At 66.8% G+C, this 26,303-nt stretch carries 25 protein-coding genes; 10 read left to right on the top strand and 15 right to left on the bottom strand.

Going from position 1 to position 26,303, the window contains the following annotated elements:
* Nucleotides 1-34: 34 nt before the first annotated feature.
* Nucleotides 35-646, top strand: coding sequence for a DUF938 domain-containing protein (locus H7V21_RS14485; RefSeq protein WP_188054408.1), 612 nt, complete (start codon nucleotides 35-37; stop codon nucleotides 644-646).
* A gap of 91 nt (nucleotides 647-737) precedes the next feature.
* Here the strand turns inward: H7V21_RS14485 and H7V21_RS14490 are convergent, their stop codons facing one another.
* Entirely contained in the window at nucleotides 738-1,661 is a 924-nt protein-coding gene (locus H7V21_RS14490; RefSeq protein WP_188054409.1) for a DMT family transporter, read from the bottom strand.
* A gap of 94 nt (nucleotides 1,662-1,755) precedes the next feature.
* Here H7V21_RS14490 and H7V21_RS14495 point away from each other — a divergent pair, with 94 nt between their 5' ends.
* Nucleotides 1,756-3,291: an aminoacyl--tRNA ligase-related protein gene (locus H7V21_RS14495; RefSeq protein WP_188054410.1), complete on the top strand. Its 1,536-nt coding sequence runs from the start codon at nucleotides 1,756-1,758 to the stop codon at nucleotides 3,289-3,291.
* Here H7V21_RS14495 and glpD read toward each other — a convergent pair.
* Nucleotides 3,285-4,760: a glycerol-3-phosphate dehydrogenase gene (gene glpD, locus H7V21_RS14500; RefSeq protein WP_188054411.1), complete on the bottom strand. Its 1,476-nt coding sequence runs from the start codon at nucleotides 4,758-4,760 to the stop codon at nucleotides 3,285-3,287. The two genes, H7V21_RS14495 and glpD, sit on opposite strands and share 7 nt — an antisense overlap.
* Nucleotides 4,761-4,799: 39 nt before the next feature.
* Complete coding sequence (locus H7V21_RS14505; RefSeq protein WP_188054412.1) at nucleotides 4,800-5,282, bottom strand: DUF892 family protein; 483 nt, start codon at nucleotides 5,280-5,282, stop codon at nucleotides 4,800-4,802.
* Nucleotides 5,283-5,352: 70 nt separating this feature from the next.
* Between H7V21_RS14505 and rnr the strand changes: the two genes are divergently transcribed.
* From rnr to H7V21_RS14520, 3 genes are read left to right on the top strand one after another with little or no spacing between them, the layout of a single operon-like run.
* The gene (rnr, locus tag H7V21_RS14510) at nucleotides 5,353-7,590 is read left to right on the top strand and encodes a ribonuclease R (RefSeq protein WP_188054413.1); all 2,238 of its coding nucleotides are present in this window, start codon (nucleotides 5,353-5,355) and stop codon (nucleotides 7,588-7,590) included.
* 55 nt (nucleotides 7,591-7,645) lie between these two features.
* Nucleotides 7,646-7,978, top strand: coding sequence for a hypothetical protein (locus tag H7V21_RS14515; protein WP_188054414.1), 333 nt, complete (start codon nucleotides 7,646-7,648; stop codon nucleotides 7,976-7,978).
* Between the two features lie 4 nt (nucleotides 7,979-7,982).
* A complete protein-coding gene (locus tag H7V21_RS14520; protein WP_188054415.1) occupies nucleotides 7,983-8,297 on the top strand; it encodes a hypothetical protein in 315 nt (104 codons plus the stop codon).
* A 4-nt stretch (nucleotides 8,298-8,301) separates the two neighbouring features.
* Here the strand turns inward: H7V21_RS14520 and H7V21_RS14525 are convergent, their stop codons facing one another.
* Together H7V21_RS14525 and H7V21_RS14530 are read right to left on the bottom strand one after the other, a co-directional pair.
* Nucleotides 8,302-9,477 carry a saccharopine dehydrogenase family protein gene (locus tag H7V21_RS14525; protein WP_188054416.1) on the bottom strand — a complete coding sequence of 392 codons (1,176 nt, stop codon included), beginning with the start codon at nucleotides 9,475-9,477 and terminating at the stop codon, nucleotides 8,302-8,304.
* A gap of 156 nt (nucleotides 9,478-9,633) precedes the next feature.
* Nucleotides 9,634-11,430: an ABC transporter transmembrane domain-containing protein gene (locus H7V21_RS14530; protein WP_188054417.1), complete on the bottom strand. Its 1,797-nt coding sequence runs from the start codon at nucleotides 11,428-11,430 to the stop codon at nucleotides 9,634-9,636.
* Between the two features lie 150 nt (nucleotides 11,431-11,580).
* Between H7V21_RS14530 and H7V21_RS14535 the strand changes: the two genes are divergently transcribed.
* Nucleotides 11,581-12,801, top strand: a complete 1,221-nt coding sequence (locus H7V21_RS14535) for a polyhydroxyalkanoate depolymerase (RefSeq protein ID WP_188054418.1) — start codon at nucleotides 11,581-11,583, stop codon at nucleotides 12,799-12,801.
* Between the two features lie 28 nt (nucleotides 12,802-12,829).
* On the opposite strand, the gene H7V21_RS14540 is transcribed toward H7V21_RS14535, so the two are convergent.
* The 5 genes from H7V21_RS14540 to H7V21_RS14560 form a co-directional block, all read right to left on the bottom strand.
* On the bottom strand, nucleotides 12,830-13,198 hold the full coding sequence (locus H7V21_RS14540; RefSeq protein ID WP_188054419.1) for a YkvA family protein: 369 nt from the start codon (nucleotides 13,196-13,198) through the stop codon (nucleotides 12,830-12,832).
* 31 nt (nucleotides 13,199-13,229) lie between these two features.
* Nucleotides 13,230-13,718: a pyridoxamine 5'-phosphate oxidase family protein gene (locus tag H7V21_RS14545; protein WP_188054420.1), complete on the bottom strand. Its 489-nt coding sequence runs from the start codon at nucleotides 13,716-13,718 to the stop codon at nucleotides 13,230-13,232.
* 61 nt (nucleotides 13,719-13,779) lie between these two features.
* Nucleotides 13,780-14,268 carry a DUF805 domain-containing protein gene (locus tag H7V21_RS14550; protein WP_188054421.1) on the bottom strand — a complete coding sequence of 163 codons (489 nt, stop codon included), beginning with the start codon at nucleotides 14,266-14,268 and terminating at the stop codon, nucleotides 13,780-13,782.
* Nucleotides 14,269-14,284: 16 nt separating this feature from the next.
* Nucleotides 14,285-15,460, bottom strand: a complete 1,176-nt coding sequence (locus H7V21_RS14555; RefSeq protein ID WP_188054422.1) for an acetyl-CoA C-acyltransferase — start codon at nucleotides 15,458-15,460, stop codon at nucleotides 14,285-14,287.
* Nucleotides 15,461-15,509: 49 nt separating this feature from the next.
* Nucleotides 15,510-15,965 (bottom strand): MaoC family dehydratase, encoded by a 456-nt coding sequence (locus H7V21_RS14560; RefSeq protein ID WP_188054423.1) that lies wholly within the window; start codon nucleotides 15,963-15,965, stop codon nucleotides 15,510-15,512.
* Nucleotides 15,966-16,067: 102 nt separating this feature from the next.
* Between H7V21_RS14560 and putA the strand changes: the two genes are divergently transcribed.
* On the top strand, nucleotides 16,068-19,097 hold the full coding sequence (putA, locus tag H7V21_RS14565) for a bifunctional proline dehydrogenase/L-glutamate gamma-semialdehyde dehydrogenase PutA (protein WP_188054424.1): 3,030 nt from the start codon (nucleotides 16,068-16,070) through the stop codon (nucleotides 19,095-19,097).
* Between the two features lie 45 nt (nucleotides 19,098-19,142).
* On the opposite strand, the gene H7V21_RS14570 is transcribed toward putA, so the two are convergent.
* The gene (locus tag H7V21_RS14570; RefSeq protein WP_188054425.1) at nucleotides 19,143-20,363 is read right to left on the bottom strand and encodes a mechanosensitive ion channel family protein; all 1,221 of its coding nucleotides are present in this window, start codon (nucleotides 20,361-20,363) and stop codon (nucleotides 19,143-19,145) included.
* 11 nt (nucleotides 20,364-20,374) lie between these two features.
* A complete protein-coding gene (locus H7V21_RS14575; RefSeq protein WP_188054426.1) occupies nucleotides 20,375-21,397 on the bottom strand; it encodes a DNA topoisomerase IB in 1,023 nt (340 codons plus the stop codon).
* Nucleotides 21,398-21,515: 118 nt separating this feature from the next.
* On the opposite strand from H7V21_RS14575, the gene H7V21_RS14580 reads away from it, so the two are divergent.
* Nucleotides 21,516-22,076: a type 1 glutamine amidotransferase domain-containing protein gene (locus tag H7V21_RS14580; protein ID WP_188054427.1), complete on the top strand. Its 561-nt coding sequence runs from the start codon at nucleotides 21,516-21,518 to the stop codon at nucleotides 22,074-22,076.
* 4 nt (nucleotides 22,077-22,080) lie between these two features.
* On the opposite strand, the gene H7V21_RS14585 is transcribed toward H7V21_RS14580, so the two are convergent.
* Together H7V21_RS14585 and H7V21_RS14590 are read right to left on the bottom strand one after the other, a co-directional pair.
* Nucleotides 22,081-23,445 (bottom strand): putative O-glycosylation ligase, exosortase A system-associated, encoded by a 1,365-nt coding sequence (locus H7V21_RS14585; protein WP_188054428.1) that lies wholly within the window; start codon nucleotides 23,443-23,445, stop codon nucleotides 22,081-22,083.
* Nucleotides 23,438-23,587, bottom strand: coding sequence for a hypothetical protein (locus H7V21_RS14590; protein WP_188054429.1), 150 nt, complete (start codon nucleotides 23,585-23,587; stop codon nucleotides 23,438-23,440). Before H7V21_RS14590 ends, H7V21_RS14585 begins: the two co-directional genes overlap by 8 nt.
* 94 nt (nucleotides 23,588-23,681) lie before the next feature.
* Here H7V21_RS14590 and H7V21_RS14595 point away from each other — a divergent pair, with 94 nt between their 5' ends.
* Entirely contained in the window at nucleotides 23,682-24,920 is a 1,239-nt protein-coding gene (locus H7V21_RS14595) for a TIGR04063 family PEP-CTERM/XrtA system glycosyltransferase (protein ID WP_188054430.1), read from the top strand.
* Nucleotides 24,917-25,837 carry a hypothetical protein gene (locus H7V21_RS14600; protein WP_188054431.1) on the top strand — a complete coding sequence of 307 codons (921 nt, stop codon included), beginning with the start codon at nucleotides 24,917-24,919 and terminating at the stop codon, nucleotides 25,835-25,837. Before H7V21_RS14595 ends, H7V21_RS14600 begins: the two co-directional genes overlap by 4 nt.
* Before the next feature lie 4 nt (nucleotides 25,838-25,841).
* Here the strand turns inward: H7V21_RS14600 and H7V21_RS14605 are convergent, their stop codons facing one another.
* Complete coding sequence (locus H7V21_RS14605) at nucleotides 25,842-26,156, bottom strand: hypothetical protein (RefSeq protein ID WP_262503900.1); 315 nt, start codon at nucleotides 26,154-26,156, stop codon at nucleotides 25,842-25,844.
* Nucleotides 26,157-26,303 lie beyond the last annotated feature (147 nt).

The raw sequence follows: 26,303 nt of genomic DNA on the forward strand, positions 1-26,303 counted from the left end.
GCGCAGAATGGCGCCATTTCGCAATGGCGGTGGCATGATTGCGCCGGAGCTGCCCCCGGGCGCACGCCACGCGCCTGCGACTGCGCGAAACCGGGAAGCAATCGCCGAAGTGCTCGCTGCCGAACTCCCGGAGCGAGGCCGCATCTTGGAAGTTGCCAGCGGTACCGGCGAGCATTGTGCCTGGTTCGCCCGCCGTTTCCCCGAGCTGCGCTGGCAGCCGAGCGACCCGGACGCCGATGCGCGCGGCTCGATCGCCGCCTGGTGCGAAGGTATCGGGACCGTCGCGCCGCCGCTGGCGCTCGACGCGGCGGAGGCATGGCCAGGCGACGTGGCGGGCGATGCGATATTGTGCATCAACATGGTTCACATCAGCCCGTGGGAGGCGACGCTGGGGCTGATGGCGCATGCCGGCCGTTTGCTCGCTGCGGGCGCTCCGCTGATCCTCTACGGCCCCTATCGGCAGCGGGGTGAAGTCACGGCCCCCTCGAACGAAGCCTTCGATGCTTCGCTCAAGGCGCGCGATGCGCGATGGGGGCTCCGCTTCGTCGAGGATGTCGATGCGGCGGCCGCGTCGCACGAGCTGCGCCGGACGCCGATCGTGCCGATGCCGGCAAATAATCTGACGTTGGTGTATCGCCGCCAGTGATTGGCAGAAATCGAACCCGCATCCTCCGGCGAGGAGCGAAGCGCGCTCGACCGGCGCGCGTTGAGCCACGGCCCCACAGCGCGCTCGCTTCTTACAACTCGGCGCGTTGAGTCACGCTTGCGGCGGATCGACTGGCAAGCCGCTGGCGGCGATGCTCGCGCCACGCGATCGTCAGGCCGCTGCCGATGATGATCGGCGCGCCGATCCAGGTGTAGGAGGTCGGCCACACGCCGAAGAAGAGCCAGCCGTAGAGCGTCGCCCAGAGCAGGCTGGAATAATCCATCGGAACAGCCGCGCTGACCGGTGCATACCGCAGCGCCCCGGTCAGCGCGAGCTGGCCGGTGCCGCCGATCAGGCCGATGGCCACCAGGATCGTCCAGGTGAGCGAGTCATGCGGCTGCGCGAAGAAAAGATAGACGATGCCGAGCGGCGGCAGCGACAGCAGCGAGAACCAGAAGACGGTGGTGCCGGCGCTTTCGGTGCGCCCGATCTGGCGCAGCAGGATGGAGATCACCGCGATCAGAAACGCCGAAGTGAGTCCGACCAGTGCGCCGACGAGCGGAAAATGCCCGCTTCCCGGCTGCGCCACGATCAGCACGCCGCCGAAGCCGACGAGCACTGCCGTCCAGCGTGGCCAGCCGGTCGGCTCCTTGAGCACGAGTGCGCCGAGGATCGTGGCGAAGATCGGCACCGTGAAGGACAGAGTCGTCGCTTCGGCCAGCGGCAGCAGGATCAACGCCCCGAACGTGGCGACCATGCCCAGCAGGCCGACCCCAGTGCGGAGCAGGTGCGCCCCGATCCGCTGCGTCCGCACCGCTCCCACGCCCTGGCCGAGCGCAAGCCACCCCAGCACAAGCGGCAGCGCGCATAGCTGCCGGAAGAACATCGTTTCGGGCAGCGCGGCTCCGCGCGCTTCGACCAGCTTCACGAGGGCCGACATCGTCGCCAGGCACAGGATGGCGAAAAGCCGAAGCGCCAGTCCCTTCAGGACGCGATCGGTGGCTGGTGCGTTCACAAGCGCGCGTTAGGCGTGTGATCCGCGGACGACAACTGCGGCGGCATGTACGGACGGGCTTTGCGTCGGGGCCGCTTGTCGCTATCGCGCGAAAATGGTCAAGCACGCACTCCCCGTCACGCGCGAGGCGGATTTCGCGCAATGGTATCAGGCGGTGATCGCCGAGGCGGACATGGCCGAGGAGAGCGGCGTGCGCGGCTCGATGGTCATGCGGCCGTGGGGCTATGGCATCTGGGAACGGATGCAGCGGCTGCTCGACGATCGCATCAAGGCGCTCGGTTACGACAATTGCTATTTTCCGCTGTTCATCCCGCTCAGCTATTTCGAGCGCGAGGCCGACCATGTCGAGGGCTTTGCCAAGGAAATGGCGGTGGTGACTCATCATCGGCTGGTGAGCGACGGCAAGGGCGGCCTGATCCCCGATCCCGAGGCGAAGCTGGAAGAGCCGCTGGTCGTGCGGCCGACATCGGAAACGGTGATCGGCGCCGCCTTCTCCCGCTGGATCCAGAGCTGGCGCGACCTGCCGGTGCAGATCAATCAATGGGCCAATGTCGTCCGCTGGGAAATGCGCACGCGCATGTTCCTGCGCACCACCGAGTTCCTGTGGCAGGAGGGCCATGCCGCCTATGCCACCGAGGAACAGGCGCGCACGCAGACGCGCCGCGCGCTCGAGCTCTATCGCAGCTTTGCCGAGGATTGCGCCGCGATTCCGGTGATCGCCGGCGAGAAGCCGGAGCATGAGCGGTTTCCCGGCGCCGTCGAAACCTGGTCGATCGAAGCGATGATGCAGGACGGCAAGGCGTTGCAGGCAGGCACCTCGCACTTTCTGGGCACCACTTTCTCGGCTGCCCAGAACATTCGCTATCAGAACGAAGAGGGCACTTTCGTGCCCGCCCAGACGATCAGCTGGGGCATGTCGACTCGGATGATCGGCGGACTCATCATGACGCATGGCGATGATGACGGTCTGCGCGTGCCGCCGCGCCTAGCGCCGTGGCAGATCGTGATCGTGCCGATGCTGCGCGACAATCACGAGGATGCCTCGATCCTCCACTATTGCCGCGACATCCAGCAGGCACTGCTCCAGGAAAGCGTCTTCGGCGAGCCGGTGCGGCTGCTGGTCGATACGCGACCGGCCAAGTCTGCGACCAAGCGCTGGGGATGGCTCAAGAAAGGTGCGCCGCTGGTGCTCGAGGTCGGCGGGCGCGACGTGGCGGGCGGCAATGTTTCGATGATCCGGCGCGACCGGCTCTATCGCGAGGACGGGAAGCTCGACAGCGCGATCATCTCGCGCGACGACTTTCTCGGCCAGGCGACCGAGCTGCTCGAGGCGATCCAGCAGGCGTTGTACGACGAGGCCAAGGCGAAGCGCGACGCCAATATCCGCCGCGACGTGACGGAATTCGCCGAACTCGAGAAATTCTTCGCCGAGGATGCGCGCTATCCCGGCTGGGTCGAAGTCCAATGGGCGCGGCCCACCGGCGCCGAGCTAGATCAGGTCGTCGAGCGGCTCAAGGCGCTCAAGCTCACTGCGCGCAACGTGCCCGCGGTGTGCGATCCTGTCGACGGCACCTGCATCTTCACTGGCAAGCCTGCCGTCGAGCGGATCCTGATCGCGCGCGCTTATTGAGCCGCTCGGGCAAGGGGAGGCGCGTCGCGAAGGCAAGCCGCGACGCGCGCCACTGCCTCGGGGCCAAGATGCAGTCCCAGCTTGCTGCGTCGCCACAGCACGTCTTCGGTGGTGCGCGCCCATTCGCGATCACGCATCCAGCGCACTTCCAGCTCAGTGAGGCCGCCGCCCAGGTCGGCGCCCATTTGTGCCGCATTGTGAACATCCGACAGCATCTCGCCGAGCGCGCCGCCATAGGCCGCGGTCATGCGCCGTGCTCGCGGTTCCCCTAGAAACGGCCAGTAGAGGAGCGTCGCGTGCAGCATCCGGGGAAAGGGGTAGGGAGCGGCTCCGGGAAAGCGGCGCTCGCGCGTCTTTGGCTGGGTCGCGACGCTTAGGGCAGCGCCAAGTTGCGCCACCGCCTCCTCGGCGAGCGCGCGAGCGGTGGTGATCTTGCCGCCGAAGACCGAAAGTACGGGCGGCCCCTCGGCATCGACTTCGAGCAGATAGTCGCGCGTCACGCTTTGCGGATCGTCGGCGCCGTCATCGTGCAGCGCACGGACGCCGGACCATCGGTACAGAACATCCTCGGGCGCGATGCCGGCGAGGAAATAGCGGCTCGCCGCCTCGCAGAGATAGTCGACTTCCGCGTCGGAGCAGGCGGCATCCTCCGGCCGCTCGACCGGCACATCGGTGGTGCCGATCATGGTGAAGTCCCGCTCATAGGGAATGGCGAACACGATACGGCGGTCGGGTTGCTGGAGGATATAGGCGTGGTCGCCAGAATAGTGCCGCGGAACGAGGATGTGGCTCCCCTTCACCAGCCGCACGCCAGACCGGGTGGCAACGTTCAGCCGGTCGAGCAGGTGACGCACCCACGGCCCGGCGGCGTTGACCATAGCGCGCGCGCGCACTGTCCGGCCGTCGGATAGCGTCGCGTGCCACAGATCCCCCACACGCTCCGCCGACAGCAGCTCGTTGCGCGTGGCGATTTCCGCTCCGTTTCCGGCCGCGTCGATCGCATTGGCGAGCGTCAGCCGGGCATCATCGACAAAGGCGTCCGAGTAGACGAAGCCGCCCTCGTGACGCCCGAGCGGCGCGCGATAGGTGCGGTCTTTCCCCCGCAACCGGCGAGAGCGCGGCAGCGCCGTGCGTCCCGCCAGCAGATCGTAGAGAAGGAGGCCTGCGCGCACCATCAGCCGCGGCCGAAGAGCGTGCCGGTGCGGCAGCACGAAGGCCATCGGCCGGATCAGATGTGGTGCCGCCTTCAACAGCCGCTCGCGTTCGTGCAGTGCTTCCCGCACCAGACGGAACTCATAGTGTTCGAGATAGCGGAGCCCGCCGTGGATCAGCTTGGTGGAAGCCGACGAGGTGTGGCTCGCCAGATCATCCTTTTCGACGAGCAGCACCGAAAGGCCATTGAGAGCGGCCTCGCGTGCGATCGCGCAGCCGTTGATACCACCGCCGACGACGAGCAGGTCGTAAATCATATGTTCGTTCGTAGCGGCTGAGGCGCGTTGCGCGAATCCCTAAATCCGCGAGGTCCGCTTCACGCTCGGTCCCAGCAACTCGGCGAGCCGCGTGTCCCCGCTGCGCTCCACGTTGCGCAGCCGCTCGACGAGGCGGCCTAGCTCCGGTTCGTCCAGCTGGCCGGCGAGCGCAATCGCGGTTTCATAGGAAACGAGCTTCGCCGCCTTGGCCTTGCGCACGGCGCCGATCATCGCGGTGTCGAGGAGCGCGCCCTTCGCGATGCTCCGAGTGTCGCGCTCGGCATCGTCGAGGATGCCCTGCATCCAGATATTGTCTGGACCACCCGCCGCGCGACCGGTTGCTTCGAGCTCGCGGGCATGCGCTGCCGCGTCGCCCGCTTCCTCAGCCAGCTGCGCCAGCAGCGCGGGCGCTGACGCCGCCGCGGCGATGCCGGGCAGCCGCACGGCGAGCATTTCCTCGCCTGCGCGCAGGTCCTGGAGGCATAATGTGAGCAGCGCCGCTGCTGTTTCGGTATCGGCCATGGCGTTGCAACCTCGGGAGCGGGTGCGGGTTCCCCGTGACGATGCCTTCTCTCTTCCCTATCAGGTGACGATGCCCAAGCGCCCAGGGCTGCCTTCCCGGCAGCAGATCCTCGATTTCATCGAAAGCTCCGACCAGCCTGCGGGCAAGCGCGAGATCGCGCGCGCCTTCGCGCTGCGCGGTCCCGACAAGATCGCGCTGAAGGCATTGCTCAAGGACATGAGCGACGAGGGACTGATCGACAGCGCCCCCGGACGCGCCTTCCACAAGATGGGCGGGGTACCCAAGGTGACGGTGTTGCGAGTCGTGGATGCCGACGGCGACGCGGTGTGGGCAGTGCCGGAGCGGTGGGAGGCCGAAGGCGTTCCCGTGCCTCGGCTGCGCGTGAAGGAGCGCGGCAAGCGATCGGCGCTCGGGCCGGGCGATCGCATCCTCGCGCGCACCGAAGAGGCCGGCAACGGCTGGATCGCGCATCCGATGAAGAAGCTCCAGCGCGGCGAGGAGCTGATGCTGGGCGTGCTGCACGAGGAAGGCGGCAAATATTGGCTGCAGGGTGTCGAGAAGAAGGAGCGGCGCGACTTCCCGGTTTCCGATCGCGGCGAGGCCGAGGTCGGCGATCTGGTGCTCGCGGAAAAGTCCGGACGACCGCCGCGCCTCACTGCGAAGATCGTCGAGCGGCTGGGCGACCCGTTCGAACCGCGCAGCTTCTCGCTGATCGCGATTCACAAGCACGGCATTCCGCACGTTTTCTCCGAAGAGCTGCTTGCCGAGGCGACGCGCGCGGCGAAGCAGCCGCTGGGCGTGGGGCGCGAGGATCTGCGGGACCTGCCGATCGTCGCGATCGATCCTGCCGACGCGCGCGACCATGACGATGCCGTCTGGGCGAGCGCGGACGACGATCCCGAGAACAAGGGCGGATGGAAGGCGATCGTCGCCATCGCCGATGTCAGCTTCTATGTGCGGCCGGGATCGTTGCTCGACAAGGAAGCAAAGCGCCGCGGCAACAGCGTCTATTTCCCCGATCGAGTCGTGCCGATGCTGCCGGAGGAGCTGTCGGCGGAGGTGTGTTCGCTGAAGCAGGGCGTCGACCGGGCGGCGCTCGCCTGCCATCTTCAGGTCGCGAAGAACGGCACTTTGAAAGGTTGGCGGTTCAGCCGCGCGGTGATCCGCGTCGCCGCGAACATCGCCTATGAGGACGCCCAGGCGGCGATCGACGGAGAGGAGGATGCAGTCGCGCCCGAACTCCTCGAGGCGGCGCTGCGCCCGCTGTGGGAGTGTTGGCAGGCGCTCTACAAGGCGCGCGAGAAGCGCAATCCGCTCGACCTCGACTTGCCCGAGCGGCGAATCGTGCTCGACGAGAAGGGGCGCATTCTCTCGGTCGCGCCGCGCGAGCGCCTCGACGCGCACAAGCTGATCGAAGACTATATGATCGCCGCCAACGTCGCTGCCGCCAAGGCGCTTGAGGCGAAGAAGGCTCCGGTGATGTATCGCATCCACGAGCCGCCCAGCCGGGAGAAGCTGGTCGCGCTCAAGGATTATCTGAAGACCTTCGACGTCGAGTTCGCGCTGGGGCAGGTGATCCGGCCCGAGACGTTCAACCGCATTCTGGAGCGTGTCGGCGAGGCGGACTTCCGCCAGGAAGTGATGACCCAGGTGCTGCGGACCCAGACGCAAGCCTATTATGGGCCACAGAACCACGGCCATTTCGGACTCGCGCTGGGAAGCTATGCGCATTTCACGTCGCCGATCCGGCGCTATTCGGATCTGATCGTCCATCGCGCGCTGGTCGACGCCTATCGGCTGGGGCCGGGCGGGCTTACCGCCGAGGAGGCCGCCGGCATGGAGCGGATCGGCGAGACGATCAGCCAGCTGGAGCGGCGCGCGATGGAGGCCGAGCGCGACACGGTGGACCGCTATGTCGCGGCCTATCTTGCCGAGCGCGTGGGCGAAGTGATGGAAACGCGGATCACCGGCGTGCAGAGCTTCGGCTTCTTCGCCACGGTGGACGGGATCGGCGGCGACGGGCTGGTGCCCGCGCGCGATCTGGGCCGCGAATACTTCCGCTGGGACGAGGCGGGGCAGCGCCTGGTGGGCGAGGACAGCGGCGAGCAATTCGCGCTGGGCCAGCGGCTGGAGCTCCGGCTGGTCGAGGCCAATCCGGTTTCGGGTGCGCTGCGCTTCGAGCTTCCGGACGGAAAGGGCTCGGGCAGCGGAGACGCCAGCGGCAAGCGCAGCCGCGGCGGCCCCAAACGGGAGATCAAGCGGCGCGGGCGCCCCGCCAACATCCGCCACAAGGGCAAGCGGCGCTGAGATTTGCTTGACCCCCGGCGCCTGCCGGTACAGCCTCGGGACAGAGGGGAAAGCAATGGCGGCAGCAGGCGGAACCAGCGGTGTGACGGCGGTCGCGGCGACGCGGTCTGCGTCGGAGCGCCGGATCCTGGCTCATTTCCGCGAAGCGAATGCGACTCAGCCGGCCAGGGCAGTCGATTATGTGGCGCAGCGTCCGTTGGAGCGTGTCGTCTTTCGGCGGCTGATCGCGGCGCAGGTGGTGCGCCGGGCCAGCCGAGGCGGCTATTATCTCGACGACCAATCCTACCGGAATTACTGCGAGCATCGGCGTCGGCTGGTACTGATCACCTTCGGCATTTCGCTCGCGCTAGTGGCGTTCCTCATCGTGATTGCCGCCGCCGGCGGGTGACACGATGCGCGCCCAGCTGCTGATGCTGACCGGACGAAGCTATCGCGCGCGACGCGCGATCGCCGCGTTTTTCGCTGCCCAGCACGCGATCACAGCTGCCGAAGCGATCCGCTATGTGCCCCGGACGCCGGCCGAACGGGAAGCGTTCGAGGACTTGCAGACGCGGGGGCTCGTCCGGTCGGCAGGGGAACAGACATATTTCATGCTGCTCCCGGCCTATGACGCCTATGAGGATGCGCGCCGCCGACGGCTGGTGCCGCTGGTGATCGGTGGCGCGGTCCTGGTCGCGCTCGTCGCGATGCTGTTCTACCGGGGCTGACGCCTCACTCCGACACCGAGAAGCTAAGCCCTGCATTCGCTTCGAGCCGCGCCTTGAGCTTCTCGGGCATCAGCGCGCCGGCAGTCCAGATGCCGCCTTGGGCCGCGCCATCGCGAAGCAGGCAGAGCGCCGATTCGGAGATCATCTTGCTGGTCGATCCATAGCCGGGATCGCGGTCGCCCTTCACGGTGGCGGTGAGGCTGCGCCCATCCTCCATCTCGGCGATGAACAGCAGCTCGTAATAGCCGTTCTCGCGCTCCTCGCGGCTCGGCCCCTCGCCCGGCTTGGGCCCGCCGTCGCCGCCGATCGGGTTCATCTTCGCCATCGCCTCGGCCGCGGCCTTGCCGATCTCGCCCAGGCCCGGCGCGATCATCATCTCGTCGTAGCGAAAGTCGGTGCCATAAGGGTGGCCCGCAAGCAGATTGGTGCGGTGGACGTTCTTCGTGTTGATCACGGCCATCACGAAGGGGGCGACCCAAGCGTTAAGCGCCGCATCGTGATGCGGGAGCATCCCGTTGGGCTGGGCAGCTCCCTGAAAGCCGGGCGTGAGCGCGAACGGATCGAGCATCAGCCTGCCGACCGACGGATCCTTGGCGGCAGCGACCATGGTCGCCTTGGCGCTCGCCGCCGTTCCGCCGGAGAAGGTTCCTTTCATCGACTTGATCCGGCCCTTCACGCGGGGAGCCGGCTTGCCAAACCGCTCGATTGCCGCCTGCTCGGCGATCCACACGCCGAGATCGAACGGGATCGAATCGAACCCGCACGAAAAGACGATGCATGCTCCGCTCGCCTTCGCCTCCTCCTCATGCGCATCGATCATGTGACGCATCCAGGCGGGCTCGCCGCACAGATCGACATAATGCGTGCCGGTCGCGGCGCAGGCGGCGACGAGGTTGGAGCCGTAGAGCTGATAGGGGCCGACAGTGGTGAGCACTGCGCGAGTGCGCGCCGCCATCGCCTTCAATGCCGCGGGATCGCCCGAATCTGCCGTGAGCAGCGCCACATCGGCGGGGACGCCCAGCTCCCCGCGCACTTCTTCCAGCCGCGTCAGCGAACGCCCGGCCATCGCCCATTTGAGGCTGCCGTCGCCATAGCGTTCGGCCAGATATTCGGCGACGAGCCGGCCGGTGAAGCCGGTGGCGCCATAGACGATCAGGTCGAACTCGCGGGAACCGGTCATGCATCCTCTCCTCTGGCGGCGCACCCGCACCTCAAGATCGGTCTCGCGAGGTCAGGTCCTTTTCGAATCCAGCATACCGGAAGATCGGCGCGAGAAAAGGCAACCGCGCCTCATGTCTCGGCGGCCTCTGCTGGCCTAGTGCTGCCAACGGGACTGCTAGGCCGCTTCGCTGAACTGCAGCGCGGCCAGACGCGCATAGAGCCCTTCCTGTGCCACAAGTTCGGCGTGCGTGCCGGTTTCGACGATGCGGCCATCGTCCATCACGATGATCCTGCCCGCGGCACGGACGGTTGCCAGGCGGTGCGCGATGACGAGAGTGGTGCGGTCCTGCATCAGCCGCTCTAGCGCGTCCTGCACCAGCCGCTCGCTTTCCGCATCGAGAGCACTGGTCGCCTCATCGAGCAGGAGGATCGGAGCGTCGCGCAGGAGCGCGCGGGCGATCGCGATCCGCTGGCGCTGCCCCCCGGAGAGCCGTGCGCCGCCTTCGCCGAGGAAGGTATCGAGGCCTTGCGGCAGATCGCGCAGAAACTCGGCTGCGTTCGCGGCTTCGGCGGCTTCCCACAGCGCCGAATCTTCCGCGTCCCAGCGGCCGTAGCGCAGATTGTCGCGCGCCGAGGCGGCGAAGATCACCGTCTCTTGCGGAACCATCGCGATGCGGGCGCGAATCTGGGCCGGGTCGGCGAGGCGGACCGGAACTCCGTCGACCCGAACCTCTCCGGCTTCAGGGTCGTAAAAGCGCTGCACGAGCTGGAACAGAGTCGATTTCCCCGCACCCGATGGACCGACGACGGCGATCGTCTCGCCGGGGGCGACTGCCAGGGTGAAGTTGTCGAGTGCCTTGGATTCGGGTCGGGTGGGATAACGAAAGGTGACGCCGACGAAGTCGATCGCGCCATGGGGCGGATCGGCGAGCGGCACCGGGTGGGCGGGGGGAGCGATCTCCGGCTCCTGCTCGAGCAGTTCCGCCAGCCGGCCCGCGGCACCCGAAGCGCGGAGCAACTCGCCATAGACTTCGGTAAGCGCCCCAAGCGACCCCGTGACGAGGCCTGCGGTGATCACGAAGGCCGTAATCGCTCCGCCGGAGATATCGCCGCTGGCGACGCCAGAGACGGCGTCCCACATGATCAGCGTGACCGCTCCGAACAGCATCGCGATCACCATCGCGGTCATGATCGCGCGGGTCGCGAAACGGCGCTTCGCAGTTTCGAACCCGCGGTCCACGGCATCCTGGAAGCGCTGTGACTCGCGCCGTTCCTGCCCGAACGCCTGGACGATCTTCATCGCGCCAAGCGTTTCGGACGCAATTGCGCCGATATCGGCGACTCGATCCTGGCTCGACCGCGACAGCCTGCGCACGCGCCCGCCGAGCCAGACGATCGGCGCGATCACGAGCGGTATGCCGACGATGAGGAATGCTGCGATCTTGGGCGCCAGCGCGAAGAGGTAGATCACGCCGCCGACGCCCACGAGCATGTTGCGAAGCGCGGTCGACACGGTGGCGCCCACGACCTGCTCGACAATCGCTGTGTCCGCGGTGAGACGGGAGGCGATCTCCGACGGGCGGTTCTCCTCGAACCAGCGCGGCGGCAGCCGCAGCAGATTGCGGTGAACCGCGGTGCGGATATCGGCGACCGTCCGCTCGGCCAGCCAGGAGACGAAGTAGAAGCGCCCCGCGGTCGCGACTGCGAGGACAAGCACTACTGCGAGAAGCTGGCGAAAATAAACGCCGATCCTGTCCGAATCGGCTCCCGCGGCGAAGCCGTGATCCACGACGAGCTGAAAGGTTCGCGGGATCCACAGCGTCGCCGCCGCCGCGATCAGCAACGCGACCAGCGCGCCGGCGAGTTGCAGCGGATAGCGTCGAGTGAAGTCCCATACGATGCGCAGATACCGCAGCTTGCGCTTGGTGACGGGAGCAGGCGCCGGAGAAGGTTTGGAAACGGGATCGACCATGTCGCTTCGCCCCTAGCGCGATACCAGGGGCGGGGAAACCACTCGCGCGCGTGCCGTCCACCGTGGACCGGCAACGTTGCACCGCACAACGGGCGCGCTATAACCCCCGGGGCCGCCGCCGTTGCTATAGGTGACGGTGGAAGGAATTTGATGCTGTACGACGCTTACGAACTTCAGCGGTCGATGCTGGCCGGGGCCAGTGCCATGGCCAATTTCGGTGCGGGCCTGCTCCAGAACCCGGCGAACCCCTTCGCCTATTTCGGCGGCGGCCCGGTCCTTGCCTCGGCGCTCGAAGTGTTCGCTCATGCAGCGGCTTCGCGCGGGAAGCCGGCGTTCGGGCTGAGCCACACGGAGATCGACGGCAAGCGGGTGGCGGTGCACGAGGAGATCGTGCTGCAGAAGCCGTTCGGTCAGCTCAAGCGGTTCGTGCGCGAGGGCGTCGAAGGCGGGCCCCGGCTGCTGATCGTCGCGCCGATGTCCGGCCACTTCGCGACGCTGCTGCGCGGCACGGTCGAGCGGATGCTCCCCTTTGCCGACGTGTACGTCACCGACTGGCGCGACGCGAAGCTGGTGCCGCTTTCCGAGGGACGCTTCGATCTCGACGACTATGTCGATTATGTCGTTGCGTTTCTGGAGAAGATCGGCCCGGGTGCGCATGTGCTGGCGGTGTGCCAGCCGTCGGTGCCGGTCTATGCCGCCGCGGCGCTGATGAGTGCGGACAACCATCCCTGCCGCCCGAAGACGCTCACCCTGATGGGCGGCCCGATCGACACGCGCGAGGCGCCGACCGCCGTCAACACGCTCGCGACCGAGCGGCCGCATGCCTGGTTCGAACAGAATGTGATCGCCACCGTGCCGATGCTCTATCCGGGCGCGGGACGGCAGGTGTACCCGGGCTTTCTGCAGCTTGCGGGCTTCATGTCGATGAACCTCGGCAATCACATGATCAGCCACTGGGAGATGTTCAAGCACCTCGTTCAGGGCGACGGCGAGAGCGCCGAGGCGACGATGGAGTTCTACGACGAATATCGTTCGGTGAGCGATATGACGGCCGAATTCTATCTTCAGACGATCGACGTGGTGTTCCAGCATCACGCCTTGCCCAAGGGCGAAATGACGCACCGTGGCCGGCCGGTCGATCCCGGCGCGATCACCGACATCGCGCTGCTGGCGATCGAAGGCGAGCGCGACGACATCTCGGGGCTAGGCCAGACGAAGGCGGCGCTGACACTCGCGACCAACCTGCCCGATGCCATGAAGCAGTATCATATGGCGAAGAGCGTCGGCCATTACGGCATCTTCAACGGGTCGAAATGGCGAAACCGGATTGCGCCGGTGGTCGAACAGTGGATCACTGCGCACGACAGCTGAATCGGGCGGTCATCGTTCGACGCCGGGCTCAGTCGTAGAAGTGGACAGCGACCGTCCAGACCGCCCAGGCGCCGAGCGCCCATAGCGCCCCGACGATCAGGATCCCGCCCCAGGCGATCGGCCGGTCCGAAGCGCGCTCCGCATGGGCGCGGTGCTCGGCGAGCAGCGCTGCGGGAACCATTTTCTCGAAGACCCAGACCCCCAGCGGGATCAGCACCGCTTCGTCGAGCAGGCCCAGAATCGGGACGAAATCGGGGATGAGGTCGATCGGCGAAAGCGCGTAGGCGGCGATCAGCAGACCGAACAGCCGGGCGTGGAGCGGCGTGCGCCGGTCGCGGACGGCAAGCCAGACCGCATGCGCCTCGACTCGAATGCGATGTGCTAGCGACGGCCCCATGCGCTTGCCATCGCGTGGGGCCGTCGTTGCGTCAAGCCGGCGTGCCTTCGGCGGTCGTCGCCACCTTGGCATGGCTGCCGCTCTCGTCCGAACGGATCGTGCCGCCGAACAGCATCTTCACCCTGCCGGTCATGGAGACGTCGCTTTCCCACATCTCCGCCGTGTCGATGTCGAAGCGCAGCAGCGCGAGGTTCGGATCGTCCTTGCCCTTGGGAAACCAGGCCTCGACCTGCTTGTCCCAAAGCTTGTCGATCATCGCCCGGTCGGTGTCGAGGCGCGCGCTTCCGGCGAGGCAGGCGAAGAAATCATGCCCCTTCGATACGAACTGCGCCATCGCCTTGCCGCCCTTCGCCGCGCGATTGTCCTTGCCGATGAAGAAGAAGATGGTGTCGACCTGATCCTCGTCGAGCTGCGCAGTCAGCGGCTCGTGGTGCTGGCCGTCCATCAGACCGACCATCATGAAGGGGCTGTCGGCCAGCTTTTTCCAGAAATCCTTTTTGATCTCGGTCTTGTCTGCCATTCTTTTCCTCCGTTTTCGGTGTGTTCGGAGGGAGAACGATCAGGCGGCGCGCAGTTTCCGATCAGATATGCCGCGGATCGAAACGGTCGTGCAGGCGCGGGTCCGGGCCGAAGCGATCGCCGTCCGGGCGTGACGACCGAAGCGCGACGGCGAGCAGCGCGAGCACGCAGAGCCCACCGGCTGCCAGTTCGGCGGAGGATTGATACCAGCCGGGCTCGAACGATCGAAGCGTGACGATCAGAAAGGCGCCGACCAGCAGCGGTCCCGGCCAGCCGGGCAGGCCGATGTCGTGCAGCCGGCGCGCCGAGAGCGCGAACAGCGGAAGCGCCAGCAACATCGCGAGCAGCGGAGCGCCCTGCGATCCTGCCAGCGCTTCGCTGGCCGCGGCCCCGACCAACTGCGTAACGAAGAGATAACACCAGAATTCGGTGCGGGTAGCGCGGCCGCGCAGATGCAGGACGTCACGGAACGGGCGCAGCCCGAGCGCCAGTGCCTGTCCGATCCTGCGGAGTTCGGCGGCGATCATGACGGGAGCGTGACGCGCGGCCACGCCCCCGTCAAGCGGTTCAGAGAACCTCGAAAAGCCCGGCCGCGCCCATGCCGCCACCCACGCACATGGTGACGACGACATATTTGGCGCCGCGGCGCTTGCCTTCGATGAGAGCGTGGCCCGTCATGCGGGCGCCGGACATGCCGTAGGGGTGGCCGATCGAGATCGAGCCGCCGTTGACGTTCATCAGTTCGCCCGGGATGCCCAGCTTGTCCTGGCAATAGAGAACCTGCACCGCGAAGGCTTCGTTGAGTTCCCAGAGGCCGATGTCGTCCATCTTGAGGTTGAAGCGCTCGAGCAGCTTGGGGATCGCATAGATCGGGCCGATCCCCATCTCGTCGGGCTTCGTCCCCGCCACGGCCATGCCGACATAGCGGCCCAGCGGCGTGAGGCCGCGCTGGCTGGCGATCTTTTCCTCCATCAGCACACAGGCCGAGCTGCCGTCGGAAAGCTGGCTGGCATTGCCTGCGGTGATCGTGCCGCCGGGAACGACGGGGTTGAGGCCGGTCAGGCCCTCCAGCGTTGTTTCGGGGCGGTTGCCCTCGTCCTTGGCGAGCGTGACTTCCTTTTGGGAGACTTCCTTGGTCTCCTTGTTCATCACGTTCATCGTCGCGGTGACGGGGATAATCTCGTCGTCGAACTTGCCGGCGGCCTGGGCGGCCGCCGTGCGCTGCTGGGACTGGAGGCTGTACGCATCCTGACGCTCGCGGCTGATGCCGTACCGGCTGGCGACGACCTCGGCCGTCTGCAGCATCGGCATATAGGTGTCGTTCTGCATCGCGATTAGTTCGGGATCGGGGGCGACGCGCATCTCGGGAGTCTGGACGGTGCTGATCGATTCGGCGCCGCCGCCGATCGTCACGTCCATATTGTCGGTGATGATCTGCTTGGCGGCAGTGGCGATCGCCATCAGGCCCGATGCGCACTGCCGATCGACGGACATGCCGGGCACTTCGACCGGCAGGCCGGCCCGCAGCAGCGCGAGGCGGGCGATGTTCGGCGCCTGGCTGCCCTGCTGGAGCGCGGCGCCCCAGACGACGTCGGCGACTTCGCCGCCTTCAATCCCGGCGCGCTCGACCGCGGCCTTGATCGCGTGGCTGGCCAGCGTGGGCCCGGGCAGGGCGTTGAACGCACCGCGATAGGCGCGACCGATCGGAGTACGGGCAGTGGAGACGATGACTGCGGAGCGCATGGAAATTCCTCTCATTCTTTCTACCCTCCGAACGGGAGGGGTGCTGGGATCAAACGAACAGAATGGCGACCCACTCGGCGATCAGTGCGGGCTTTTCGCTGCCTTCGATCTCGAGCGTATATTCGGTGGTCTGTTGCCACTGGCCGGGACGCTTCTCGTCGAGGCTGAGCAGCTTGAAACGGCCGCGCACGCGCGAGCCCGATCGTACCGGGGTGAGGAAGCGGCATTTGTTGCCGCCATAGTTCACGCCCATCTTGAGCCCCTCGATCTGGGGCTGCTCGGTCCTGGCCGACAGCATCGGCATGAGCGACAGGGTGAGGAAGCCGTGTGCGATCGTGCCTCCGAACGGAGTCATTTTCGCCCGCTCGGGGTCGACATGGATGAACTGGTGATCGCCGGTCGCCTCGGCGAACGTATCGATCATCTCTTGCGTGACTTCGACCCAGTCGGACACCCGCTCGGTGCCGATCGTTTCCGCGAGTTCCTGAATCGTGATCGTCGACACTGGTCTTTCCCCTGCGATCGGTTTCGCCTAGCGCTGGGCACCAGATAGGGGTCCAGGCCGTTCTCCCGCAAGCCTCACGCCAACTCGAAGATGGAAACCACGATGGACGTACCGTCCGCGGCCCGCCAGACCATGGCGAAACTGCACCGCGCACCCGAACCCGAAGTTCTAAAACCGCTTCTCGAGCGTGCTCGCACCGATTCGGAGGCCCGCGCGCGAATCGTCGGCCGGGCGCGCGAATTGATCCGCGATCTGCGCGAAGCGCATGATCGCGGCTGGGTGAACCAGTTCCTTCAGGAATATCAGCTGAGCACGACGGAAGGCGTCGCGCTGATGTCGCTCGCGGAAGCCTATCTGCGCGTTCCCGACGCCGTCACTGCCGACGCGCTGATCGCCGACAAGCTGGGCGAGGGCGCTTGGCGCGCGCATGCCGGCAAGTCGAACTCCACGCTGGTCAATAGCGCCACCTGGGGCCTGGTGATGACTCGGGCACTGGTGGGCGAAGCGGAGGGCGGACCGCTCCGCCGGCTGCTCGCCCGTGCCGGTGAGCCCTTCGTGCGCCAGGGCGTGGGCGCCGCGATGCGGATGATGGGCGAGGTCTTCGTCATGGGCCGGACCATCGACGAGGCGATGAAGCGGATGACGCGGCGCGAGAATCGCGGCTTCACGGCAAGCTTCGACATGCTGGGCGAAGCGGCGCGGACGAAGGCGGACGCCGAGCGCTTCTACGAGGCCTATCATCGGGCGATCGTCGCGGTCGGGCGGAATCCGGAAGCGGGCCATTCGGTATCGGTGAAGCTGTCGGCGCTGCACCCGCGCTACGAGGTGACGCAGTACGACCGCTGCGTCCCCGAGCTGGTGGATCTGCTCGCGCAGCTCGCCTCCGAGGCCGCGCGGTACAACATCGCGCTCACCGTCGACGCCGAGGAGGACAACCGGCTCGGCATGAGCCTCGACGTGATCGAGGCAGTGGCGAAGCGGCCGGAGATCCGCGGCTGGGACCGGTTCGGCATGGTGATCCAGGCGTACAACAAGCGCGCCCGTGCAGTAGTCGCCTGGGCCGACGCGCTCGGCCGGCCGCTCAACGTGCGGCTGGTGAAGGGCGCCTATTGGGATACCGAGATCAAGCGGGCACAGGTCGAGGGGCTCGACGAGTATCCGGTGTACACGCGCAAGAGCGCGACCGACGTGAGCTATCTTGCCTGCGCACGCGACCTGCTGGACGCGAAGAACCTCACCCCGGCGTTCGCCAGCCACAATGCGCTCACCGTCGCCACGATCCTCGAATGGGCGGGCGACCGGCGCGACTTCGAGTTTCAGCGGCTCCATGGCATGGGCGAGGGGCTCTACGAACGGCTGGTGCGCGAGCACGGCTATCAGTGCCGCATCTACGCGCCGGTGGGCGGGCACAAGGATCTGCTCGCCTATCTTGTGCGCCGGCTGCTCGAGAACGGCGCGAACACCAGCTTCGTCCACCAGCTGGCCGACGAGAGCACGACCGAGGCCGAGCTGCTCGAGGATCCGGTCGAGTATGTCGAGTCGGTCGGCGGCACGCGGCATCCGCGGATTCCGTTGCCTGTCGACATCATGAGCAATTGGCGCAACAGCCGCGGCATCGATCTCGACGACCGCGCGACGCTGCTCGACACTGCCGCCGCGATCGAGGCGGTGCCGGTCGACAATCGCGGAGTCGATGCGGTCCACGCCGATCCGCTCCACGCCACCGGCCGCGCCAAGCGCGCGCTCGAGGCGTGGCGCACCCCCGACAACGAAGTGCACGAGGCGATCACGCGGGCGCAGGCAGCGTTCCCGACGTGGGACGCCCGCTCGATAGAGGAGCGCGCGACGATCCTGGAGCGCTACGCCGATCTGCTCGAGGAGCATCGCATCGAGCTGATGGCGCTGTGCGTCAAGGAAGCGTTCAAATCGATTCCCGACGCGATCGGCGAAGTGCGCGAAGCTGCGGATTTCTGCCGCTATTATGCGTATCAGGCGCGCAGCGACCTCAAGCCCCGCATCCTTCCCGGTCCGACCGGGGAGCATAACGAGCTGCGAATGGAAGGCCGCGGCACCTGGGCGACCGTGAGCCCGTGGAACTTCCCGCTCGCGATCTTCGTCGGCCAGAACGTCGCTGCGCTGGTGACCGGCAACACGGTGGTCGCGAAGCCCGCGCCGCAGACGCCGCTGATCGCCGAGCGCGCCGTGGCGCTAGCCCATCGGGCGGGCGTGCCGAGCGACGCCTTCATCCTCGTGCCCGGCGGCGCCGAGGTCGGCGCCGAGCTCGTATCCGATACGCGGATCGCCGGGGTCGCCTTCACCGGCTCGACCGGCACCGCAAAGCGGATCGCGCACACGCTGCTGGTGGACGAGGATCGGCCGATTATCCCATTCATCGCCGAAACCGGCGGCATCAACTGCATGATCGTCGATTCGACGGCGCTGCCCGAGCAGGTCGTGGCGGACGTGCTCACGTCGGGCTTCCGTTCGGCGGGGCAGCGTTGTTCGGCGATGCGCATGCTGGTGGTGCAGGAGGAAGTCGCCGATTCGATGCTCGAGATGATTGCCGGTGCGATGGCGCTGCTTCGCGTCGGCGATCCCGGCGATCCGGCGACCGACGTCGGTCCGGTGATCGATCGCCCCGCCTATGACAAGCTGATGGGCTATCGCGAGACCCAGCGGGCGCGTTGGCTGGCGACGGCCAAAGTGCCCGACGAGGGGCTGTTCGTGCCGCCGACCCTGATCGGCCTCGATTCGATCGAGGACCTCGACAAGGAATGGTTCGGACCAATCGTCCATGTGGCGACATGGCAGAAGGGCAAACTCGAAGAGACGATCGATCGCATCAACGCCAAGAAGTTCGGCCTCACCATGGGGCTGCACAGCCGCATCGCGCGCCGGACGGATGTGATGGAAAAGCGCGCGAAGATCGGCAACATCTACGTCAACCGGTCGATGATCGGCGCGATCGTGGGCTCGCAGCCGTTCGGCGGCGAGGGTCTGTCGGGCACCGGGCCGAAGGCCGGCGGGCCGAATTATCTGCCGCGCTTCTGCTCGGAACGGGCGATCTCTATCGACACGACCAGCGCCGGCGGCAACGCGACGCTCCTGAGCTTGGACGAAGGGGGCATCTGAGACTCGGGCGCTCCCTGCGCGGCGCGGAGGGTGCGGCCGGAACGATCAGGCGGGCGAGCCGTCCTTCGGCTCGTCCCGCGAGACACGGGTTCCTTCCACGCCGATCACCGGCTGCACCTGGGGGTAGGGCAGCACCATCGTGCCGTCGGGCGCGGCAGTGAACGTCGTCTGCGTCGGATAGGCGATCTCGATGCCTTCGTCGCGGAAACGCTTGTGAATTGCGATTCCCACCACGGTGCGTCCGTCGTAGAAGGCGACGTAATCGGGGCCCTCGCTGTCGAATTCGAGTTCGAAGTCGAGGCTCGAGGCTCCGAAGCCGACGAAGCCGCAGCGCACGAAGATTCGATCGCAGCTCTCGACCACTTCCTGGAGGATTGCTGGGATGCGCGCGGCCACTTCGGGCGCGGTCTGATAGACAACGCCGATCGCGAATTTCGCGCGGCGGTGGCTGCGCAGCGTGTTGTTGGTGATCTCCTTGTCGAGAAGATTGCGGTTCGAGATGATCAGCTCTTCGCCGGTAAAGGCGCGGATGCGCGTGGACTTCAGCCCGATCGCCTCGATATTGCCGGTGGTGGTGTCGTAGGAAACGCTGTCGCCGCGCTTGAACGGCTTGTCGAAGATGATCGACAGCGCGGCGAAGAGATCGGCGAAGATGCCCTGCGCGGCAAGGCCGATCGCGATGCCGCCGACGCCGAGGCCGGCGACAAGGCCCGTCACATTGACGCCCAGATTGGACAGCACGACGATCAGCGCGATCGCGAACAGCGCCACCGTGACCAGCACGCGGATCAGATCGAGCGCCGTCGCCAGCGATTCGGCCTGATAGGTCTCGCCTTCGGTCCGCAGCTCGACGAAGCCCAGGATGATCTCGCGGGCCCAGATCGCGGCCTGGAACACGGCGGCGACCGTGAAGAGGAAGTCGACGGTCGCGGCGATGGCGGGCGGCGCGGCGGCATAGCCGACCACCAGCCGGGCGGCGACCATGATGATGAAGAAGTTGCCCGTCTTGGCGATCGCCTTGCCGAAGATCGAGCCCCAGCCGGTAATGCCGGGGGTCTTCTCGCACAGCTTCACGCCCCAGTGGCGCACCAGATGGAGCAGCGCCACGATCGCTGCGGCGACTCCGATCGCGATCAGGACCTCGAGCCAGTGGAGTTGCAGCCAGCTCACGCTGGTAAGCGCGAATTCCTGCGCACTCGCCTGCAGCTCGCTCGTGTCGAAGCTGTTGCCGTCGGTGGCAGCGGCTGCCGCTTGATTATTGCTCATGATCCTCGTCGTCAGGCTGCCTGGGCAGGGGCGGCGTCGGCCGCTTCCTCGGCATCGAGAAAGGCGATCAGGCCGCGCTCGACCCGGCTGAGATAGCGGGTGGTGCGCGGCAAACGCAACTCGGCGCGGAAGGCGGTTTGCGCCGGTTTGTCCTTCGCAAGCCCGACCAGCCGCGGATGGACGTAGGATTTGCGTGCAATGGCGGGCGTGTTGCCGAGCGCCTCGGTGACAGGTTCGAGCATCGTCTTGAGGCTGATCGGCTGCTCCGCCTTCGCAAGCGCCTCGAACGCCAGCACGCTCGCGCCCCAGGTGCGGAAATGCTTGGCGGTGAACTCTTCGCCCATCGCCTCGTGGATATAGGCGTTGACGTCGGTCGACGTCACCGGATGTGCCTCGCCGTCTTCGTCCAGCCATCCGAAGAGATGCTGGCCCGGCAGATCCTGGCACCGTTTCACGAAGCGGCTGAGGCTGCCGTCGCTGATCGTCATGTCGCGCAGCTTGCCGGACTTGGCGCGAAACTGAAGCTGGAGCTTCTTGCCCGTCACTTCGGCATGGTGCTTGCGCAAGGTGGTCGCACCGAAGCTCTTGTTGGCGCGGGCATAGCCTTCATTGCCGACCCGGAGCTGGCCGAGGTCGAGTAGTCGCACCACTGCGGCAACCGCTTTCGAGCGGCAGTGGCGGCGCTTGCGCAGATCGCTTTCGACCTGTCCGCGAAGCTTGGGCAATCGCTCGCCGAACCGGGCGCAGCGATCATATTTCGCCGCTTCCTGCGCCTCGCGGAAATCGGAGTGATAGCGATACTGCTTGCGGCCCTTGTCGTCATAGCCGATCGCCTGAAGGTGCCCGCGCGGATCGGGGCAGAACCAGGCGTCGGTATAGGCGGGCGGCAGGCCGATCGCATTCAACCGATCGATCTCTTCGCGATCGGTGATGCGCTTGCCCTGGGGATCCCAATAGCCCCATCCGTGCCGTACCTTGCGCCGCGTGATCCCCGGTTTCTGGTCGTCGACATACATCAGCTTGGTCGGCGGCATGGGGCTCCCTTCGCAGTGCCGCACAGAATGCGCGGCCTGTCGCTTCGTTCCGGAACCCGCACCCGGTCAGGCGGGTTGGCCGCGGCGACAGGGTGTTCCGATATCAGGAGAAATTCAGATGGCCGACCTTTCCGACTGCCGCGTGCTGATCCTCGCCACCGACGGCTTCGAACAATCGGAGCTGATGCAGCCGCGTCAGTCGCTGCTCGACGCGGGCGCGCAGGTGACGCTGGCGTCGCTGAAGACCGATCCGATCACGGGCGAGCAGGGCGGCGAAAAGGGCGAGAGCATCACGCCGGACACGACCGTGGACGAGGTCGACACCGCGCAGTTCGACGCGCTGTTGCTGCCCGGCGGCGTCGGCAATCCCGACAAGCTGCGGATGAACGATCGCGTCGTCGAGATCGTGCAGGAGTTCATGGACGACGAGAAGCTGGTGGCGGCCATCTGCCACGCTCCCTGGCTGCTCGTGGAGGCGGACGTCGTCGAGGGGCGGCGGCTGACCAGCTGGCCTTCGGTGCGCACCGATCTCGCCAACGCCGGCGCGACCGTGCTCGACGAGCAGGTGGTGGTGGACGGCAACCTGATCACCAGCCGCAACCCCGACGACATCCCGGTCTTCACGCGCACCCTGATCGACGCGCTCGAGCAGGAAACGACCGCGGCCGCGGCGGAGTGAGCGCTCAGGCGGCCGGTTCGAGCGTGGGCTTCGGCTGGCACCGGATCGGCCGCCACGACGTTTCGGCCCTCTTGCGGGCGCAATAGGTGTCGAGCCCGATCTGGGCGCCGACCAGCATGAAGATGAAGGGCTGGAAGGCGATGCCCACAAAGGCGGCGCCGACCATGTAGATTGCGTGGCCGTGCTGGAGCGCGGTCGCCAGCGGCGCGATCCACGCATCTGCCGGATCGTTGCTCTTGCGGTAGCGCTGCCGGAGCACTTCCATCCGGAAGAGGCCACCAAGGTTGATCAGCAGCCACAGGAGCAATCCCGGATAGCCCTGTTCGCCCAACATCTCGAAATAGGCGCTGTGATAGGCGCGGGCCTTGTCCACTTCGAGCGCGCGTTCGACGGTCGCGTTGTTCTCGTCGCCTTCCACCATCACCCGGTCGTAGCGGATGTGATTCTGGCGATAAGCCTCGAAGCCGCCGCCCATCGGGTGGAGCTTCACATAGTCGATCGTCCACTGCCAGACCGCCAGCCGCGTGGAAGCGGACGCGTCGGCGCGATACTCCTTGATCGTCCCCATTCGCTCGGTGAAGCTCGACGGAAGCAGGGGGATCGCTGCGAGGCCCAGCATTCCGATGCCGATCAGGTAGAGCAGCCGCCGCTTGGCATCCCGCAGCATCAGGATCGCGAGGACGCCGATGCACACCAATCCCGTTCGGGCCGACGTGCCCACCGGGATCAGTAGGCAGGCGAATACGAGCGCATAGGCGAAGGTCTTCACGCGCCAGTCCGGCGGAAAGACCGTGCCGAAGCGGGCGAACCAGAGGATCAGCGGAACGATGCAGATCGCGACGGTGGCGATGGTGCTGCTTTCGTAGAGGCCGCTGTTATTGTTCACCATCAGGTGCAATTCGCCATAACCGCCGCCGCCCGCCGCGGTCTTGATACCGCCGACGATGATGATCGACGCGGCCGACAGGACCATGAAGAGCAGCAGCGCCTCGATCCGCAGCTTCGTGCGCAGCGTGAGCGGCAGGAAGATCGCGAATGCGAGCGCCTTCCACACCCATTCCCATTTATACTGCGCTTCGATCGGGAAATCGGCGTTTCCGGTAGTGTACCAGCAATAGACGAGCAGCAGCAGGAGGAGAATCTGGCGCGGCGCGACTCGCACGTCGCGCTTGTCGTCGATCGCCAGCCACCCGACCACGGCCAGCCCGACCGCGATCAGCGAGATCGGAAGCGAGTTGAGCAGCAGGTAGCTCAGCCGCTGCGGCGAGACCACGTCGATGTAGACATAGGCAAGCACGAACAGAAAGGGCTTGCGGAACCCCATGGCGAACAACGCCGCGAGGAAGCCGATGAAGGCGAAGTCACGCACCGAAGCGCCCCTTGCGGGCGCGGGCGGCTTCTTCCTCGTCGCGAGGGGAAGGCTCGTGATCGAGATCCGGCCGCCGCAGCAGTTGCCATGCCGCTAGCAGCATCAAGCCATGGGTGAGCCCAAGCGCGAAATTGTCGATCATGGGCCGGGGCCTTTCATTGGCGCAGTGCGTCGCAACCGGCTCTAACCCGCTGCGGTTGACGCGTCGTTAAGCGATGCCGTGGCAGGGAAGCCGCATGCGCATCCTCCACGTTCTGGACCACGGCCTGCCGCTCCACAGCGGCTATGCGTTTCGCACGCGCGCGATCCTGAAGGCGCAGGCAGCGCGCGGGATCGAAGTGGCGGCCGTGACCGGCCCCCGCCACGGAGCGGCCGAGGCGGAACACGAAGTCGTCGATGGCCTTCACTTTTTCCGAACGTCCGCGATTGCGCCGGCGCCGACGCCGCTTCGCGAGTGGCGCGAAGTGAGCCGCTTTGCCGGCCGGATCAAGGAGGTGGCCGAGGCGTGGCGGCCGGATGTGCTCCACGCCCATTCGCCAGTGCTGGACGCATTGGCTGCTTTGCAGGCGCGGCGTTCGCTGAAGCTGCCGCTGCTCTACGAAATCCGTGCCTTCTGGGAAGATGCGGCGGTGGGGAACGGCACCGGCCGGGAAGGCTCGCCGCGCTATCGAGTCACGCGAGCGCTCGAGAGCTGGGCCGTGCGCCAGGCGGACGCGGTCGCCGTGATCTGCGACGGTCTGCGCCGCGACCTGATCGCGCGCGGCATTCCGGACGAGAAGATCCTCGTGTCGCCCAACGGCGTGGACATGACTCTGTTCGGTGCCCCCGCGCCGCGGGATGCGGCACTGGCCGCGGAAATCGGGCTCGGCGAAGAGACGATCGGCTTCATCGGCAGCTTCTATGATTATGAGGGACTCGACGTGCTGATCGCGGCGATGCCCGCGCTGGTGGCGAAGCGTCCGCGCATGCAGCTGCTGCTCGTCGGCGGCGGCCCCGCCGAGGACGCGCTGCGAGCGCAGGCCGCGGCCTCGCCCGTGGCCGATCATATCCGCTTCGCCGGCCGGGTGCCGCACGATGCGGTCGAGCGCTACTACAGCCTGATCGACGTGCTGGTCTATCCGCGCAAGGCGATGCGGCTGACGGAGCTGGTCACGCCGCTCAAGCCGCTCGAGGCGATGGCGCAGGGGCGGCTGGTGGCGGCTTCCAACGTGGGCGGGCATCGTGAGTTGATCGGCGACGGAGAGACCGGAACGTTGTTCGCGCCGGACGATCCGCACGCGCTGGCCGACTCCGTGGCCGCATTGTTCAACGATCGCGCCGAGTGGGAGGCGCGCCGGGCGCGAGCGCGGGCGTTTGTCGAGGCCGAGCGCGACTGGGCGCGAAATGTCGCCCGGTATGATTCTGTTTACCAAATCATCGCACAAGGAGGAGCGAGAGCATCCACAAGGTCGCGCCCCTCCCCGGTCCAGGCATGAACATCCCGATCGCCCCACTTGCAGCTGCCTTCCTCGGCCTCGCCTCGGCGGCGGGATTCGCGCTGATGCCGACTCCGGTGCTGGAGAGCACGGTGATCGACAGCGGGATCGCAGCGATCGTTGCTGCCGCCGAACCGCCGCTCGGGATGACGGCGCGCCTTCTGGTCGCTGCTGGCGCCGGGATTCTGGTGGCGCTCGTCACCTGGTTCGCGCTGTTCCTGTTGCTGGGGGGGCGGGCGATTGTCATCGGCAAGCGGGTCGAGCGCAACGACGCGGCACCCGTCGTCCGTCGCGCCGATGCGCATCCGGACGCGCCGCCGCGGCCGCCGCTGCGCGCAACCCGCGATCTCGGCCCGCCGTTTCTTGAGGTGCATGCGCGCCTGCGCCGCGGCGACGAGCCACTGACGGACGGCGAGGCGGAGGAAGTCTTCGAAACCGAGCTGGTATTGAGCGAACCGCTCCCCGACGCCGCTGTTGCCGACGATCCGGAGCAGACGCCGCCGACTCCTGCCGAGGCGGAGTTGCCGCAGGATCTGAACCAGCCGCTTTCCGCCTTCGACCCCGGCGCCATTCGCGAATCGCCGATGCCGGCGCCCTCGTCCGTGTTGCCGTTGAAGCGCTCGGCATTGCCGCCGCGTCCGCCCGTCTTTACGCCGAGCGAGCGTTTCGAGACGTTCGAGCTCACTCCTCCCGTGCGCAACGTCGCGCCGCCGCCGCCAGCACCGGCGCCCATATCGCAGGAAGCGCCGATCACGCGCCCCGAAACCGAAGCGACGGTGCACGCCTTGCTCGATCGGCTCGAGAAGGGAGTGGTCCGCCGGGGCCTCGCCAGCGGCGTCGAGCAGCCGCAGCGCGATCCCGAGCATGGCTTGCAGGAAGCGCTCGTCACCTTGCGCAACCTCGCGCGCCGCGCGTGAGGCGCTAACGCTCCTCCACCGTCAGCACTTCGAGAAACACGAACGCTTCCTCATCGTTTCGCACCAACCGGTCGATCGTGAGGTCGGCGAGGAGGTGGCCGCGCAAGGCGAACTCCGCCTCCGGAAGAGCGGCAAGCCATCGAGAGAGCGCATCCCCGGGCGTCGCCGCCAGTTTGAGCATGTGACGCGCGCCCGTGAACGTCGCGCTCGCCCAGCGGGTCCAGTCGGATTCGCACACCCGCACGGGGCAGTTCGCCGTCACCGCGCTGGCCAGCAGCGCCCGCTCGAGCAGTGTTGCTGCGTCCGGACCGCGGCTCATCGCGCATCTCCATGGAGCGCGATAAACGCTTCGATCCGCGCCACCATCGCGGCTCGCGGTTCGCGTCCGTTTCGCAGGTCACGCACCAGCCGTGGGTCGCGGACCGCGAGCCTTCCGAACTTCGTCGCAGACATCTCCCTGGTCCGC

It is taken from the genome of Sphingosinithalassobacter sp. CS137 (genome assembly GCF_014334115.1).
Lineage (GTDB): Bacteria > Pseudomonadota > Alphaproteobacteria > Sphingomonadales > Sphingomonadaceae > Sphingomonas.